This is a genomic window from Streptomyces millisiae (assembly GCF_031845425.1).
Classification (GTDB): Bacteria; Actinomycetota; Actinomycetes; order Streptomycetales; family Streptomycetaceae; genus Streptomyces; species Streptomyces millisiae.
Map to the genome: position 1 here is coordinate 41,475 of NZ_JAVREM010000040.1, position 16,532 is coordinate 58,006.

15 protein-coding genes are annotated in these 16,532 nt (G+C 69.2%); all 15 read left to right on the plus strand.

The annotated features are described in order from the left end of the window. The first annotated feature begins 176 nt into the window (after positions 1–176). The 15 genes from RNC47_RS24250 to RNC47_RS24320 all read left to right on the plus strand — a co-directional run bounded on the left by RNC47_RS24250 (position 177) and on the right by RNC47_RS24320 (position 16,317). On the plus strand, positions 177–1,628 hold the full coding sequence (locus tag RNC47_RS24250; protein WP_311601662.1) for a zinc finger domain-containing protein: 1,452 nt from the start codon (positions 177–179) through the stop codon (positions 1,626–1,628). Positions 1,629–1,709: 81 nt separating this feature from the next. Further along, the gene (locus tag RNC47_RS24255; RefSeq protein WP_311601663.1) at positions 1,710–3,011 is read left to right on the plus strand and encodes a competence protein CoiA family protein; all 1,302 of its coding nucleotides are present in this window, start codon (positions 1,710–1,712) and stop codon (positions 3,009–3,011) included. Positions 3,012–4,085: 1,074 nt separating this feature from the next. Further along, positions 4,086–4,532, plus strand: coding sequence for a hypothetical protein (locus tag RNC47_RS24260; protein WP_311601665.1), 447 nt, complete (start codon positions 4,086–4,088; stop codon positions 4,530–4,532). Further along, positions 4,526–5,527: a hypothetical protein gene (locus RNC47_RS24265; protein ID WP_311601666.1), complete on the plus strand. Its 1,002-nt coding sequence runs from the start codon at positions 4,526–4,528 to the stop codon at positions 5,525–5,527. The genes RNC47_RS24260 and RNC47_RS24265 overlap by 7 nt, the downstream gene beginning before the upstream one ends. A gap of 25 nt (positions 5,528–5,552) precedes the next feature. Then, the gene (locus RNC47_RS24270; RefSeq protein WP_311601667.1) at positions 5,553–6,221 is read left to right on the plus strand and encodes a hypothetical protein; all 669 of its coding nucleotides are present in this window, start codon (positions 5,553–5,555) and stop codon (positions 6,219–6,221) included. Then, entirely contained in the window at positions 6,218–7,075 is an 858-nt protein-coding gene (locus RNC47_RS24275) for a hypothetical protein (RefSeq protein WP_311601668.1), read from the plus strand. Before RNC47_RS24270 ends, RNC47_RS24275 begins: the two co-directional genes overlap by 4 nt. A 131-nt stretch (positions 7,076–7,206) precedes the next feature. Then, positions 7,207–8,541, plus strand: a complete 1,335-nt coding sequence (locus tag RNC47_RS24280) for a CpaF family protein (RefSeq protein WP_311601669.1) — start codon at positions 7,207–7,209, stop codon at positions 8,539–8,541. Next, a complete protein-coding gene (locus RNC47_RS24285) occupies positions 8,538–9,425 on the plus strand; it encodes a type II secretion system F family protein (protein ID WP_311601670.1) in 888 nt (295 codons plus the stop codon). The genes RNC47_RS24280 and RNC47_RS24285 overlap by 4 nt, the downstream gene beginning before the upstream one ends. Then, the gene (locus tag RNC47_RS24290; RefSeq protein WP_311601671.1) at positions 9,419–10,333 is read left to right on the plus strand and encodes a type II secretion system F family protein; all 915 of its coding nucleotides are present in this window, start codon (positions 9,419–9,421) and stop codon (positions 10,331–10,333) included. The genes RNC47_RS24285 and RNC47_RS24290 overlap by 7 nt, the downstream gene beginning before the upstream one ends. 26 nt (positions 10,334–10,359) lie before the next feature. Next, a complete protein-coding gene (locus RNC47_RS24295; protein ID WP_311601673.1) occupies positions 10,360–10,563 on the plus strand; it encodes a hypothetical protein in 204 nt (67 codons plus the stop codon). Then, positions 10,556–10,987, plus strand: coding sequence for a pilus assembly protein (locus tag RNC47_RS24300; protein WP_311601674.1), 432 nt, complete (start codon positions 10,556–10,558; stop codon positions 10,985–10,987). Before RNC47_RS24295 ends, RNC47_RS24300 begins: the two co-directional genes overlap by 8 nt. After that, positions 10,984–11,487, plus strand: a complete 504-nt coding sequence (locus RNC47_RS24305) for a TadE/TadG family type IV pilus assembly protein (protein ID WP_394814859.1) — start codon at positions 10,984–10,986, stop codon at positions 11,485–11,487. The genes RNC47_RS24300 and RNC47_RS24305 overlap by 4 nt, the downstream gene beginning before the upstream one ends. Further along, the gene (locus RNC47_RS24310; protein WP_311601676.1) at positions 11,484–11,918 is read left to right on the plus strand and encodes a hypothetical protein; all 435 of its coding nucleotides are present in this window, start codon (positions 11,484–11,486) and stop codon (positions 11,916–11,918) included. Before RNC47_RS24305 ends, RNC47_RS24310 begins: the two co-directional genes overlap by 4 nt. Positions 11,919–12,008: 90 nt before the next feature. After that, positions 12,009–14,846 (plus strand): hypothetical protein, encoded by a 2,838-nt coding sequence (locus RNC47_RS24315; protein WP_311601677.1) that lies wholly within the window; start codon positions 12,009–12,011, stop codon positions 14,844–14,846. Positions 14,847–15,582: 736 nt separating this feature from the next. Continuing rightward, positions 15,583–16,317, plus strand: a complete 735-nt coding sequence (locus RNC47_RS24320) for a hypothetical protein (RefSeq protein WP_311601678.1) — start codon at positions 15,583–15,585, stop codon at positions 16,315–16,317. The last annotated feature ends 215 nt before the right edge of the window (positions 16,318–16,532 follow it).

The following is a 16,532-nucleotide window of genomic DNA, read 5'->3' on the forward strand; positions in this document are numbered from 1 at the left end:
CGGCGCTCACGCCGCCGCAGCGTGGTCTGTCGCGGTGCAGGGTGAAGTGGGAGCATCGAGCTCGCAGAGGCGGACGGTGTGGGGGCGCGGTGCCACGAAGCGGCGGATTGCAGAGCGGGGATCGGCGGCGGATTCAGACAGCGGTGTTGGGGTCCGTTGACTCCCAGGAGCCCTTGGTGCTGCCGCTGGAGGCGATCGAACTGGACGCGTTCCGCCAGCGGTACGCAGGTCACACCTTCTGGTGCGGGACCTGGCTGGGCGGCTGCGGCCGGCAGCTGACGACGAAGCTGTACGTGGATCGCGTGTGTCACTTCGCGCACCACGCCGACACCGAGGCCGACGTCAAGCGGGCGCCGTGTAGCCGCCGGGCCCGTGATGTGACCAGCGCCGACCACCTGTACGTGAAGGCCGCGGCCGAGAGGCTCCTGGCCACCCACCGTCTGGCCGGCGAGGTGGCCTGCTCGGAGCCGGGCACGGCCCCGGCCGGCTCCGTGGTGCAGCTGCGGCTCGGAGAGGACGGCGCGGCGGTGACCATCCACATGAACGGGGCCGTGCCGCCCGACTGGGACAGCCGCGAGGCCGCGCACCGGGTCGTCGTCGAGGCCGGTGTGCCGATCGACCGGCGGACCCTCGAACGCCTTCCCTACGTGCACCGCATCCGCTGTGAAAGCGATGGCACCGGCCGCCGCGTGCTGATCGGCACCCAGACCGCCCGCGGCACTGAGTGGTTCCGCCCCGAGGAATGCGCCATCGGGCCGACCGGGCTCATCACTCCGGCGCTGAAACACCTGCCCGACCAGCCTGTGGCCCGACGGCCGGCGCGCCACCAAGTCCAGCGGCCCGACCAACCGGCCCGCATCACACCGGAGATCAGCCAACTCCTGCGGCGCATGGCCACCGCGCGCGTCTCCCGCGATACCCGCTCCGTCCGCGCTCTGATCAAGGAATGCGACGACATTCTGGGCCGCAGGACGCCCTCGCCTCCCGCGGTGCGGGAGGCCCGAGACATCGCGGAGCAGTGGCTGGTCGAGCGCGATCGAGCGATCGTCAGGCAAGACAGCGAGACCACGACGCGAAGGCCGAAAACACGGGCCCCCGTGAAACGCCCTTCGCGGTTGAAGCCCGACCCAGCACAACGGCCGACGTACCTGGCCGAGCTCGAACTCGCTCTGAACGATGAACGCTTCGGCGATGCCAGGGCGCTGCTGCGAGAGATCACCGCCAGCGCAGCCCATCACCCACTGGGCGAAGCCGAGAAGACCCAGGTCCAGTCCGCCCGAGACCGCATCAGGAACAACGGCAACATCGGCCTGCTTCAGGAACAGGTCGCCCGCTGGCGATGGCTCCCGCAGCGCTGCCCAAGCTGCAAGGCGCGCTCGGGTCAGGAGTGCTACGACACCATCCCCGAGGGGCAGCCGCTGCGGCGGTTCGGCGGCCACGACGAACGGCTCCTGCCGATCATCGAGGAACGGAAAAGGGAACCGCGTACGAGGGGCGGAACCACGACTGCGGACCTTGCCCGGCGGGCCTCCCGGGTGTCCTGTCCCACCTGCAAGGCCCAGGCGGGCGAGCCCTGCACCGTGCCGGGCAGCCACGCCTCACGGGTCCGCCGCGTACAGGTCCGGTAAACCGTCCGAACGGCCCCGGCCAGCCCGGTCGTGAAGAGAACCGGGCACCCGAATCCCATTTCGAAGAGGAGAACCGCACCGATGGTCTTCGTCGGAGTCCACGACGCCTGGGGCCGCATCGATGTCACCCGCCCCGACCTCGGCTGCGACCAGGACCGCGCCAGCATCCACAAGACGAAACCGCCAGCGCCCCTGACCTGCTACGAGTGCGGCTGGCAGCTCCACCTCGTCCACAAGGCCCATGCCGCCTACGACCTGTGGTTCCTACGGCACGCCAACAAGGCACCCCACTGCGCGACCAAGACCGCCGGCGAAGGCCTCCAACATCACCTGCTCAAGCTCGACCTCGCCCACCATGCCCGCGCCGCCGGCTGGACGGCCGAGTACGAGGTCCCCGCCGCTGACGGGACGTGGCGCGCCGATGTGTTGGCCACCTCCCCGGACGGCGCCCGCCGCGTCGCCCTCGAAGCGCAGATGGCATCGATCTCCGTCGCGGACATCACGGCGCGCACCGCCCGCTACCGCGCGGACGGCATCGAGGTGTGCTGGTTCACCGACCGCAAGACCATCCCCTGGCTCGGCGACGTGCCCGCCGCCCAGATAGCCCGGCCCGAGAACAACGGCCCTGTCCAGGTGACCGCCGGCCCAGCCCGCTTCGTCCCCGAGTGGTGCGAGGACCGCGGCAGCTGCGGCGGGTGCCAGTGCGAGTCGTGCGCCAGCGGCGTCGACGGGCCGCTGCCCTGCGGAGGCCACGGCACTTGGCAGACCGTCGATCCTTTTCCCCTCGACCGGTTCGTCCGCGCCATCTGCACCGACGCGACCCGCCCCCATCAACTCCGCACCGAGGAAGACGAAGACCAGTGGCGGTGGATCACCCGCCGGTACTTCGAGCTCGAGGAGGAACAGGTCCAAGCCCAGGCCCGACGTGAACAGGCCGTGGATCGCCTCCTCGCCCGCCACCGCCGGCAGGCGGCCGACGCCCGCGACCACCAGGCCGCCATCGAGGCCCTCCTCCAGCGGCAGAAGGCTCTCACCAGGCCGGCGGTCGAGTACGTCTACCAGCACACGGGCCGATACCCGCGGGTCGCCGAGCACGGCACCCCCGAGTTCGCCATGGGCGTGCCCATCTACCTGGGCGACGCCCTGTGCGCGGTCATCTGCCCCGTCGCCAGCCGGATCCCCGCCGTCCGCGAGCGGCTCGCCGGGCTCATCCTCTTCGCGGCCACCGAACGGGAGCGCGACCGCATCGTCGCCAACGCCCAGCCCGGCCAGCGCATCGAGGTACTCGAGGCGCAGCAGGACACCGAGCCGCCGAGCCCGCCAGACCAGGGCATCACCGTCAAGGCCGCGGTGCACCGAATGCTCGGCCTGGACCGCATGTAGGCGAGCATCAGGCCGGCGGTGTCTATCTCCGAACGCGACGAGGACCGAGAACCACTTCCGCGCCAGGGATGAGCCACAGTCCTTCGGGCAGCTCGTCGGTGGGGAGGCGAGGCTGCGGACGTTCTCGCACGACCTCGCCATGCGCAGGGAGAGCGGGGGAAGGCGTCGAGGCGAGCACGCGGGGGGCCACCCACGCCGGTTCCTGAGCCACGGGGGCGGCGGGAGTCGCCGGCGGAGTGGCGGCCTTGGGAACGGCCGCAGGCCCGGGCACCGAGGCGCAGCTTCGGTGTCGATCCGGCCGCACTTCCTTCTGGCGAGCCACCCGTCGACGGTAGGTGTGGCCGGGGCGCGTGCGGTACCAACGGTTGTTGTCGACGAACAGCCAGCACCCGGCGCTGAGTTGCTGCAAGGCGTCAGTCACCGTGGAGTCAGTCCACGTGGACCGCGGGTTCTCCGTGAAGTGCGCGGACAGGAGGTCCCGAGGGCGGGGGCCATGTCCGCGGCGGGCCACGTAGGCCTCCACCCAGGCGGCGATCTGGAACTCCCAGCCCTGGATGCGAAGAGGCGGCTGCGGGCCACACCGGCTCATGAGGCCTGGGATTACCTGCGCCCACGAGCCGTACCCGCCGGCGGCCGAGACCGACATGACCTTCGAGACCCTCGGAGGCCGCACCATGACGACCACCCACGAGCGGACCGACCGCCAGGGAGGCGAGTATTCCGTGGTCCAACCCAGCCGTCGCAGGTGCTTCTTGCTTCGCGACGGTCCCGACACAGGTTGGCGTGCTGCTCGACTGAGCCGAATTGAGGCCCAGCGTCATGTTTCCTCAGATTCTCTGTTAAGCGCCAGGTCAACTCTGGTGGGGTGGGGGGAGCATGCCAAGAGTTGTGGGGGTGAAGCAAAGACACCACTTCGAACGAGAGAGCGGCCGTCGACCGCTGAGGCCACCCATCGGTGCGTTGGGTGTCGCCTTGGTTCTCAGCGTAGTGCTGACATCCTGCAGCGGGGATGCATCGTCCGATCCGAACGACCAGGCGGGGCCCCCTGGAAGTGAGCTCGAGGACCAGCCCGAGGTGGAGGTGTCGTCGAGTTCCCCGGCAACGGCTGACGTTGTGGGAGAGGCGGCGATCGACGCCTATCTGGGCATGTGGAGCGCGATGGTCGAGGCCGGGACCACCTCAGACTGGCGGTCGCCGGCGCTGGCGCAGTACGCGACGGGAGAGGCGCTGTCGGTCATCTCCCGGAGCCTGTACGCCGATCATTACAACGGCGTGGTCACACTCGGCGAACCGGTGAACGATCCCGAGGTCGACTCGGTTGATCCTCCGGATGACCCGACCACGGTGCTGATCAGTGACTGCGGGGACTCGACCGACTGGCTGAAGTACGTCGAGGAGACCGGCGAACTGGTGGACGACGAACCCGGCGGCCGGCGGGCGATCAACGCGGAGGTGCAGCTGCAGCAGGACGGGGCATGGCGCGTGACCCAGTTCGCGGTGGAGGCGGTGGGCTCATGTTGATGCGCTCGGCGCTGATCGTCACCCTCTTTCTCTGCATGGCGTTGTACACGTGGCCGGCGGCTGCCGACGACGGATGGGGATCGGTCGACTGCGAGCAGAACCCTATGCCGGGATGTGAGCTGGGAGCCGAGAGCGGCGAGGCCGATCGGCGCCCCAGCGTCGAGGGCGAGGCCCCGCGCTCCCCCGATGGCCCGGGAGGCTCAGGTGGCGGGCCGGACGAGGAGGAGCCGGCCGAGCATGCCAATCCCGACCTGAACCTGGCGGACTGCTCCTACGAACGCAGCGACTACGCGCCGCCGACGGAGGCGTCCGCGGCGTCAACCAGTGGGCGCCTGGTGCAGGGGCCCTCTGTCGTCCAGGCGACGTTGCTGCGTGCCCAGCGGTTGCCCGGCGTAGCCGCGGCGCCGGAGCCGGGGCCTGGAGAGGGCGACGGCGCCTGGTACGTCTACCGCTGCACCGAAGACGGGGTGCGTGACGCCCTGTACCGGCCGCCCGTGTGGATCGCCGATGCCCCACCGTCGGATGGCGAGGAGAGTGGGCCGTCACCAGAGCAGGTGGCGCAACGGGCCAGGGAACAGCTACGGCTGCCAGTGCCGCAGATCGCCGTGAGTCCCGCTGCGGACCAGCTGGTTCGGGTCCCGACGTGGCTGTGGCTGGCGGAGTGGGGCGAGGTGTCGGCGACGGCCGCAGTGCCGGGCGTGTCGGTGACGGCTACCGCCAGCCCCACGTCCGTGTCGTGGGACATGGGCGATGGCACCGAACTGGTCTGCGTGGGGCCGGGCACACCTTACGAGGCCGGGAGCGACCCGGCGCGGCCGTCGCCGGACTGCGGCCACACCTACACGCGGCCGGCGGACGAGTACGTGATCACCGTACGGGTGCGGTGGAGGGTGATGTGGTCCGGCGCCGGCGAGTCCGGCGCGTTTCCTGGGCTGACCACACAGGCCGCCCTGTCAGTGCGCGTGCTCGAAAGCCAAGCCCTGACCACCGACTAGACCGAACACGAAGGAGGCATGGCGCATGAGCACGACGTCCTTCAGGGAGCTCCACACCCGAGCACCGGCGAACGCAGCAGTGGGCAGTCGGCTCCGCGGCATCACTCGTCGCCGACGAGTGCCGCACCTACTGGTCGGGGTGCTGCTGGTGGTCGGATGCGCGACCGGCGGCGTGATCGCAGCCGTGCAGATGGGAGAGCGTGTGCCGGTGCTGATGCTGGCCGAGCCGGTTTCGGTGGGCCAACGACTTCGTGCGACCGACGTGCGCGAGGTCAGTGTGGCTGTCGACGCCGGCCTCGAGGTGGTCTCCGCTGAGGCGCTCGACGAGGTGGAGGGGGAACTGCTCGCTTACAGTCTGCCGGCCGGCACGCTACTCAGCCGCCAGGTACTGGGGGAGGCCATGCTCCCCCCGACCGGAGAGGCGGTGGCCGCAGTGGGGTTGAGCACAGGCCAGTTTCCGCCCCACCTGCAGCCCGGACACACCGTGCGGGTCGTCGCGGCACGGGATGGCGGGCTCGCCGGAACCGCGCCACCCCGGGAGGCATGGGAAGCGGTGGTCACGGCCGTTGAGTACGGCGCTGACGATCGCCTCACGGTCGTGTCCCTGCAACTGCCCCGGAACCGCGCGGAGGACCTCGCCGGCTGGCCGGCCGACGCGATCCGCCTCGTCGTCGTGGCGGGGGAGCAGCCATGACCGTGATCGCGCTGTGCAGCCTCAAAGGGTCGCCTGGGGTGACGACGACCGCGGTGGCACTGGCGGCCACCTGGCCGACGGCAGGCCACCCCGTCGTCATCGAATGCGATCCAGCCGGCGGAGACCTGCTGGCTCGCTACCGCCTCGACCTGTACCCGGGGCTGGTCACTCTGGCCGCCGCCACTCGCCGGTACGGCACCGATCCGGGGCTGATCTGGCACCACACCCAACGGCTACCCGGAGGGCTACCCGTGGTTCCCGGCCCTCCGGGAGCTGACCAGGCCCGTGTATCCCTGGCCGAACTCGTTCAAGCCGAGCTGGCGTTGAAGCGAGCCGCTATGCGCCCCGGCACCGTGGTCCTGGCGGACTGCGGCCGGGTTGAGCCCGGATCCCCGACGCTGCCACTGATCCGCGCCGCCGACATCCTGCTCCTCGTGGCTGGCACCGGCGATGACGCGCTGGCACACCTGGCTGTCTCGATGCACCAGGCAGGTGTCTGGTCAACCCGACCGCGGCTCCTGCTCGTTGGCGAGGGATACCCGACAGACGAGATCGCCCAGGCCTTGGGAACGGCTGAGCTTGGAGTTGGGATCTCCGGCCGGCTGCCCTACGACCCGGCAGGCGCTGCCATGTTCGGCGGCCACCCGGCTCCACGGGCAACGCCAGCTCGATCACGCCTCGGGCAGGCGGCGGCCCAGTTGGCGGCCCGCGTGGCGCGCGACGCGCTGGTCACCGGCGGACCCAGAGGTCACCCCGAAGCCTCGCGCGCGGCTGCCCACAACGACGAGCGGGCCGCACAACCAACCGACTTCAGCGAGTTCACGGTTCCTTCGACCTATCGGATCCTTCAATGACCTCACCCGTTGACCCCCACTCCGCACAGCCCCAGAAGCCCGGCATGCTGCCCCCCGACGGAGTCGTGCGCCCATCCTCCCCCTCCGCACCACCAGGCCAGCCCGGAGTCCACCTGCCAGACGCCGCCAGCATGGCAGGCGCAGGCGTTCCGCTGGTCGACACAGGCGAGGGGCTGAGACGACACCTGCGTGTGCGGCTGGCTGCTCGCCTGTCCGAGCGGATGCGGGCGGACGAGCGGTCCGGACGTTCAGTGCCGAGTGTTGAGGATCGGCGGCGGCAGGCCGAGGAGTTCCTGGAAGACGCAGCCGAGGAGTACGCCGGCGAACTCCTCGCCCGTGGACAGCGTGTGGTGACCGAGGACGTCGAAGCGGCGGCCATCCGGCAGATCATGAACGAGTTCTTCGGCGCGGGAGGACTTGAGCCGCTGCTGAACGACCCGAGCGTGGAGGACATCCACGTCAACGGCCATGATCACGTCTTCGTCCGACACGCCGACGGCCGCCGGCTACAGGTTCAGCCCGTGGCCGCCTCGGATGAGGACTTGGTCCGTCTGGTGCGCGACATGGCCGCGCGTAGCGGCGTCGAGGAGCGGAGGTTGGACCGGGGCAGCCCGGGAGTTGGCTTCCAACTAGCCGGTGGCGAGCGCGCGTTCGCCGTGATCGCGGTCAGCACCCGGCCCTCACTGACCATCCGCCGCCACCGATACCGCCGGGTGACGCTCACTCGGCTTCGTCAACTCGGCACGATCGATGAACGGCTCGAAGCGTTCCTAGCGGTACTGGTGAGGGCTCGGAAGAACATCCTGATCACCGGAGGCACGGTGATGGGCAAGACAACGCTTCTGCGCGCCCTGGCCGCCGAGATTCCCGCGCGCGAGCGGCTGATCACGATAGAGGACACCTTCGAACTCGGCCTAGCGAACGACCGCCAGGCCCACCCCAACGCCGTGGCGCTGCAGGCCCGCGAGCCCAACATCGAGGGAGAGGGCGAGATCTCCATGGCGGAACTGTTGCGCTGGGCTCTGCGGATGAGCCCCGACCGGGTCATCGTCGGCGAAGTCCGTGGCGGCGAGATCGTGCCGATGCTCAACGCCATGAGCCAGGGCAACGACGGCTCGATGGGCACCCTGCACGCCAGCAGCAGCCAGGGAGCCTTCACCAAGATCGCTGCCTACGCCGCACAGTCGGCGGAGCGCCTGCCGATGGAAGCGACCAACCTGTTGATCGCCTCGGCGATCCACTTCGTGGTCCACCTCGACCGGGCCCGCGGTGCGGAGCACCAGCGTGTGGTCTCCTCCGTCCGCGAAGTCGTCGGCGCTGACGGCCCTCAGGTGGTCTCCAACGAGATCTACCGACCCGGCCCGGACCGGCGGGCGCAGCCGGGCGTTCCGATGCGAACCGAGACCATGGAGGAACTGCGGGCCGCCGGCTGGTCACCGGGGCTGATGGAACGGCGGCGGGCATGACACCAGCCGCGCTGCTGGGCCTGTGCGGCCTCGGCATCGGAATCGGCATATGGGTACTGGCAGGTCCCGGTGCCCGAAGCCGCGATGTTGACAGCCGGTCAGCAACCTTCCGACGGTGGTGGCCGGTGCGAGCCCACACGAGGAGGGAGCACGCCGGGCGTTGGCTGCTGGCAGCCTTGGTCTCCGGCGCGGCCGGCGCGGCGCTCACCGGCTGGCCGATCGCTGCGCTGCTGGCAGGAACCGGGGTGTGGAGTCTTCCGCACATCCTGGACTCAAGCTCGGAGAGTGAACGGCGGATCGAACAGGTCGATGCGATCGCCGGCTGGACGGAGATGCTGCGCGACACTCTGTCTGCCGGCGCCGGGCTCGAGCAGACCATCACCGCCACCGCCGACACCGCCCCGGCCGCGATCCGCCAGCACGTCCGTGCACTGGCTGATCGCCTCGACGACGGCCAGGACCTCGACGTTGCGCTGGGGCAGTTGGCGGCCGACCTTGGCGACGTGACCGCAGACCTGGTCATCATCGCGCTGACCTTGTCCTCCCAGCGGCCAGCTCGCCAACTCGGCCCGCTCCTAGGGGCGCTGGCGGGCACCGCGCGGCGCCGAGTGGAGATGCGGCGCCGCATCGAGACCGCACGTGCGACGATCCGCACCACCGTGCGGATCGTGACCGGTACGACCGCCGTGTTCATCTCCGCGCTGGTGCTGTTCAATCGCCCGTTCCTCACCCCCTACGATGACACCGCCGGCCAAATAGCACTTCTGGCCGTCGCCGGGATCTTCGCGGCCGCCTTTGTGTGGCTGATGCGCCTGGCCCGGGTGGAGGAGCCCGAACGCTTCCTCACCACGCGACCAGAACGTCCGGAGGCAGGTCGATGGTGAACCTCCTTGTGGCGCTGGCGGCCGGCATCGGCCTGGGGCTGTGGGCCCTCCTGGCCTGGTTGATCCCGCCCCGCCCGCCCCTGGCCACCCTGGTGGCCACCGTACGCGCCGCCTCCACGCCACCCGCCCCCGCGCCGGCGGATGAAGTCGCCAGTGACAGGAGGGCGGGGTGGGCGCAGCACCTGGGCCGGCCGTTCGCTCCGATCCTGCGCGCCGCTGGGCTGCCCACTGCAGGCATGCTCCGGGACCTGACCATCACCGGCCAGTCCGCGTCGACCGTCTTGGCAGAGAAGGCAGCCATGGCCGTCTCCGGCCTCCTGCTTCCCCTGACGGTGCAGGCGCTGCTCGCCTCGGCCGGCGCGACCGGCGGGTGGGTCATCCCCACCGGCGTCGCCCTAGGCCTGAGTACGGCGGGATTTTTGCTCCCCGACATCTCCCTGCGCAACGAGGCCGCCCGACGCCGGGCCGCGTTCCGCCACGCGCTCGGCGCCTACCTCGACCTGGTCCACATCCTGCTGGCCGGCGGCTCCGGCGTCACCGGCGCCCTCCACGACGCCGCCCAGGCGGGCGACGGATGGGCCTTCCAGCACATCAAGCGGACCCTGGAAACAGCCGAACTCACCCGCATCTCGCCGTGGGACGCCCTCGCCCAGCTCGGCCGCGAACTCCACATCACGGAACTGACGGAACTCGCCGCCGCCCTCTCCCTGGCCGGCACCGAAGGCGCCCGCATCCGCGCTTCCCTGGCCGCGAAAGCTGCCGCGCTGCGCGCCCGCACCTCAGCCGAGGCCGAAGCAGCAGCCACCGCGGCCACCGAACGTATGGCCCTCCCCAGCTCCCTCATGGCTCTCGGGTTCGTGCTCTTCATCATTTACGCCGCCATGAACCACGTCACCGGAGCCCTGTAACCCCCGGAACGATGGAATGAAATAAGATGAAAGAGATCCTGAAACGCCGAATAGTGCAGTGGTGGACTCAGCTGATACCCGCGCTGCGCCGACTCCCCGCAGATGACCGCGGATACAGCGCCGAAGCCGTCATCATGACAATGGTCCTGACCGCTATTGGTCTCACGGTCGGCAGCATCTTCAGCGACGAAATCGTGGCAGCAGCCCGTGACATCGTCTTCCATGACTAGAACCGAACGCTGGGTGGCCGAACTGCGTCAGCACCTGCACGAGGACCGCGGCTCCATTGCCGAAGTCGTGGTCGTCTTCCCCACGCTGATCACAGTCGTGCTGGTGCTCGCTCAGCTCGCCCTGTGGGCCGTCGCCACCCACACCGCGCAAGCCACGGCCTCCCACGCCCTGTCCGCCACCCGAGTCGAGGACGCCACCGAACGTGACGGCCATGCCGAAGCCAGCTACGTCCTTGACCAGCTTGGCGCGGGCCCACTTCGCGACATCACCGTGCGGATCACCCGCGACAACGATCGCGCCGAGGTCCGCATCGAGGGCACCACGATGCCCGTGCTGCCCTTCCTGTACCTCCCCATCCACGCTGAAGCCGCAGGCCCCATCGAAGAATTTGAACCCGCTCCGGCCAGCCCGAGCACCCCATGAGCAGACACACCGCCCCACTAACGGCGCCCGGCATACCAGCGTGCGGCGGACGCCTGACAGGGCTGCGAGAAGACCGCGGGTCGGCAGCCGCCGAGCTCGTCCTCCTGATCCCAGCGCTGCTCCTGGTGCTGTACCTCATCGTCTACAGCGAACGAGGGCCCGAGAGCAGGATGCGCCTCGACGACGCCGCCCACCAGGCGGCCCGAGCCGCCAGCCAGGCCCGCACCCCGGCAGCCGCCATCGCCGACGCCGAATCAACCGCCACAGCGGCGCTGGCCCGGGCGGGCATCAGCTGCCGAACTTTCACTGTGGAGATGATCGGGAGCTTGCAACCGGGTTCCACCGTGACCGTCGACATCGCCTGCACCGTTGGCCTGGAAGACCTCTCGATGCTGCCGCTGCCCGGCACCACGGTGCTGGAGGCGGACTTCGCCGCCGTCGTCGATCGATATCGCGCAGCAGCGACAGCATCGGCGGGCGAAGGAAGCAGAACACCATGAAGGTCTGGTTCGCCAGGCGGCGGTTCGATGACCGGGGGCAGCTCACCCCCTTCGTAGTCACGATGTTCGCAGCGCTGGTGATGTTCGCCGGCCTGGCCTTGGATCCTGGCATGGCCATCGCCGCGAAGATCCGTGCCATCGGCCAGGCACAGGAAGCGGCCCGCGCCGGCGCCCAAGCCATCGACCTGTCCGCCTACCGCGCCGACGGCTCCGTTCGCCTCGATGCTGAACAGGCCCACCAACTCGCCCAGACCTACCTTCGGCAGGCCGACGCCGATGGCACGATCACGGTCACCGAGGACACCGTCACCGTGACGGTCACCGCACACCAGCCCACCCAACTCCTCCAACTCCTCGGCGTCGACGAGCTCACCGTCACCGCCTCCGGCACCGCCCAGCCACAGCCCGGCGCCACCGCCCCCGATCCGTAGAGAGCATCCACGGCCATGCCCGCACGCCGAGCCCGCACCAGCCCGCCCTCCCGAAGCCGAGTCAGTAGTGTCTCCCTGCTGCTGCGCCCGGTGATCACGGCCGGCCGTTTGATTCGTGCCGCCATAGCCGCGGCCTTGCTCCTAGTGTTGTTGGTCGGGATCCCCTGGGGCCTGGTCCACTACATAGGCTGGCCGCTGCCCACGCGCATCCCCAGCCACGACGACATCACCACCGCCCTTTCCACCCAGCTCACCATCAGCGACACCCTGACCGTCCTCGCCTGCGTCCTCTGGACAGCGTGGCTCATGTTCGTTGTCGACGTCGCCCGCTCCCTGCGCGACACCTCGCCCGCGCTGTCCCGAACACACCTGCGCCCCCGCAGCCCCACCCACGCGCTGGCCGCGGCTCTCGTCGGCATGCTCACCCTCGGCCCCTTCACACCCGTCCCCCGCATCACCCCGATGGCCACTCCGCTCATCCTCCACCAACCCCACCCCGCCCAGGAGCATGAGCAGCCTGCCACCATGACCCTCAACTCGGCGCCGCCGTCTGCGAATGCGGCCGAGGACGCTCGTGGAGCCGTCACCGTCCTGCCACCCCGCGACGGCGTCTACGACAGCCTGTGGCGCATCGCCGAACGCACCCTGGGCGACGGCGCCCGCTGGCCGGAAGTCTTCACACTGAACGAAGGCCGCCCCCAGACCGACGGCACTGCCCTGACCCACCCTGACCTCATCCGCCCCGGCTGGATCCTCCACCTCCCTGAACTCACCATGCCGCCCGAACCCGACAACCAAGACGACGAAACCGAGGACGAACAGCCGAACGAACCCACGCGGCCCGGCGAATCCACCGAGCCCTCGTCCAGCCCGGAACCAAGCCAGCCCATCCCCTCCCCGTCACCTGAAGAGGCTTCACCACCCCACGACGAGTCACCCCCGCCCGAGACCGCTGACCCCGACACCCCCGAGGCCGCCGATGACGACGGGGGAGCCGTGCTGACCCCCAGCGGCGCGTTCGTCGGCCTCGGACTGGCCGCACTGATCACAGCCGCCTGGTGCACCGTTCTCCTGCGCCGCCGCACCCGCTACCGCCCCGGCGCACCACGCCGCGACGAGCCCGAGATGGCACCCATCGTCCGTGCCCTGCGCACCGCACACGACCACGCGCACCAGCCGACGGACGACACCGCGCTCCTCGAACTCGAACGCATACCGCACCCGTCCCCCCGCGCCGTGCCCGAAGCCGCGCTACGCGAACGAGCCCGCACCGCCGCCGCCAGCGGCAACCAAGCCGTCGGCATCGACGCCGGCCGGGCCGTCGCACTCGACCTGGCCCGCACCCGCGGCCTCGGACTGTCCGGCCCCGGCACCCGCGCCGCGGCTCGAGCCCTGCTTGTCAGGCTGCTCGCCGACCTCCACCGTCCCGACGCCCAGCCGGCCGATGTCCTCGTTCCCGCCGCCGACGCCGATCTTCTGCTCGGGCCCGGTGCCAGCCGCCCACCACATTCGCCGCATCTGCACGTCGTCGCCGATCTCGACGAGGCTCTGAGCGTTCTGGAGAGCGAACTGCTCACGCGAACCCGCGCCACGATCGGCAGCCCGCACGAGGCCGAGTCCGTCCGTGATCTCGTGCTTATCGCCACCCCGCGCCCGGAGACCGCCGGACGGCTGCAAGCCATACTCGACAACGGCTCGACCCTCGGGCTGATGGGCGTTCTTCTTGCCCCCTGGCACCCCGGAAGCACCATTCGCGTCCGAGGAGACGGCACCATCGCTGCCACCAACCCCACCGCCCCCCACCCCCTACACGCCGGCATGCGCCTGTTCACTCTCCCCAGCGACGACGCCCAGGCCCTCAACGACCTTCTGCGGAAAGCCACCCCCACCTCACACCCCCCGGAGCCCGCCCACCACAGCCCCGCGGCCAACGGCGCCACCACACCTCCCCGCCCCGCCTCACGCCCTGACGAACCCGATCACCGCAGCAGGCGGCCACACGACCCCGCCAACAGCGTCGTTAACGAGGCGCCCACCGAACCCACCCGCTCATCCACCAATCCAGACCCCAGCAGCGCCTCAGCACCACGCGACCCACCGATCCCCGACAACGGCCCGGCCGCCTCACCGCCGGGACCGCAGCCCAGCCGCGAGGACGTGGTCCTGCACATCGCCGTCCTCGGCCGCATCAACCTGACACTCCACCAGGCAGGCTCATCGACTCCCGTCGACATCACAAGCTCGCTCGCGCCCCGCCACCGCGAACTGCTCGCCTTCCTCACCCTCCACCCCAAAGGCGCGCACCGCGACATCATCAGCGCCGCACTGTGGCCCGACGCCGGCCGCCCGCACAACGCCTTCCACGCCACCCTGAGCCAACTACGCCGTGCCCTCCGCACCACCCACGACGCACTGGGCGACATCATCCGCCACGACAACGGGCACTACGCACTCGACGACACCCGCGTCACCATCGATCTCACGCAACTCCGAGAGGCACTGGCCGCACAACACCGCGCCAGTACCACCTCGGCACGGTCATCCGCGCTCCGCCGAATCGGCGACCTCTACCGCGGCGACCTCGCCTCCGACCTCACCGGCCTATGGTTGGAAACACCTCGCGAGGCCCTACGCCGCGACGTTCTCGACGCCCACAGCGCGCTCATCCGCGAACTACGAGACTCCGACTCCGAACAAGCCCTGGCATTGCTCGAGCAGGCACGCGAGATCGACCCCTATAACGAGTCCATCTACCGCGGCATCGCCCGCATGCAAGCACTCCTCGGCCAGCACGACGCGATCCCCCGCACCCTCTCCCTCCTCACCGCCGCATTAGCCGAGATCGACGAAGAGCCCGGACCAGAGACCATCGCGTTTCTTGACTCCCTCCAGCGGATCAAAAGTCCGGACAGTCGGAGCCGGCGCTAAGTGATAGAGTCTCATTTGCTAGGCCTGCGGTAGAACCGGGGGGCGCGCGAAAGCGCAAATATTTCCCGCCCCAGTGCTCTGGCTCCTTGGCGCCCCTTGGGCCACGCAGGCGGGTGCCACCTGGAAACTGCGGAAGCCGGCCTCGTCGAGAATGCGAAGGAATTTCGGGCTGCCATGGGCCGAGACGTTGGCCAGCGTGATTCATACTCCAGCCAGCCTCCTGCCCTGGTCGCTTCTCCTCGTGCCCACTAGACGGGTAACCCTTCAGCCGCGCCTTGTTGCAGGTCAACCCGCCTTGTCCTCTACCGGCGCATGCCCGGACTCAAGAGCCGGAAGGCGGCTGAACAGTAGGGCGGGGCCTGGGTGATGGCCTGGTATGGGTCTAGGGTAATGGCTATTGGGAGAGATTCGCTGACTTCTTGCTGGTATGCATTTACTGGGCCGCTATTGTGTCACTCCTTCTTTGTTGGCTGAATCCCTTTTGTTGGTTTCAAAATTTACCTCTCCCTGTTGGTGTCCTGCTTTTGCGGTATCGAGTGTTGGGTGTGTAAAGGATTGCCGGAAATTCGGTGCGCCGGGTTGAATTCCCCGTGATTTTGGGCAGAATGGAGCTGTGGGCGTAGCGCATCGGGCGCGCGCCGCAGCGAATCGGAGAACGATCGTGAAAAATCGGACTTCTGAGAAGCGGGGCGAAGGGGAAACGCAGGGGGGTGTCACCCGAGAGGACATAGCGCGCGTGACCTCGGAGGATTTCGCGGAACTCGGGGAGCTGGCACGGCGCTACTGCCGAGTAGTGGACGCGTCCCGCTCTCGTAAGCGTGCGAACGGGAGCGCAACCATCGTCAAGGAAGGGCATGCGCCGTACGGGACCGATGACGTCAGCGACGATGTCACGCAGGACTCGGTGATGATCTTCGCGAAGCGGCTCGGGGAGATCATCGACAAGTGCGAGGTTGCTGCCTTGTTGGTTTCGACGCGTGAGCCCTGCGCGTGGCAGTACGTCCGAAAGGACGAACGGGTGATCATCGTCACCCGTAAGACGCTCCAAAAGTGGGCCGTTCGAGACGCTGCCGCGCGAAACGGGTACCGACTGGACGTCAAGCCCGAGGAAATCGACACCATCCCCGGTGCTCAGATCATGCGGGGAGTCCCGCACGCTGACACCCTGCCCGCCCTGGCAATGACCCCCTACCTGGCAGGGTACAGCGGGGAGATCTTTCGTTCCGCATGGGGTGACGGACGCGACTACCCGACGCTCACGGCGGTTCTGGACGCTGCGAACGCCGTAGACGATCTGGGGCGTGGTGGCGTTCTGATGAAAGCCGCTCAGTCCCTCCACGGTGGTCAGCCTGGCTCACGTCGTCCCGTTCGCCGCACTCGGGACGATGCCCGCCGGGAATGGCGTGACCTGAAAGCGGGGCTAGATCACGTTCGTGAGGAACTGATCTACCAGAGCGCTGAGAAGCGCTAGAGCGGTCAACACTCCGCCGATGGTGCCCCCGGGCATGGTCACCCGGGGGCACAGTCATGACGAAAGCGCAGCGAGCTAATCCGCCCTGCCGGACGGTTGGGCGGTTGCTGGCGCCGTATTTAGGTGAAGGCGTTGATGCGCTGGCGGGTTGAGACCTGTTGGCGTGTTTCGCTTTGCGGCCGTTGGTCGTTAGCGGTGGAGTGTGCCGCTGTCCG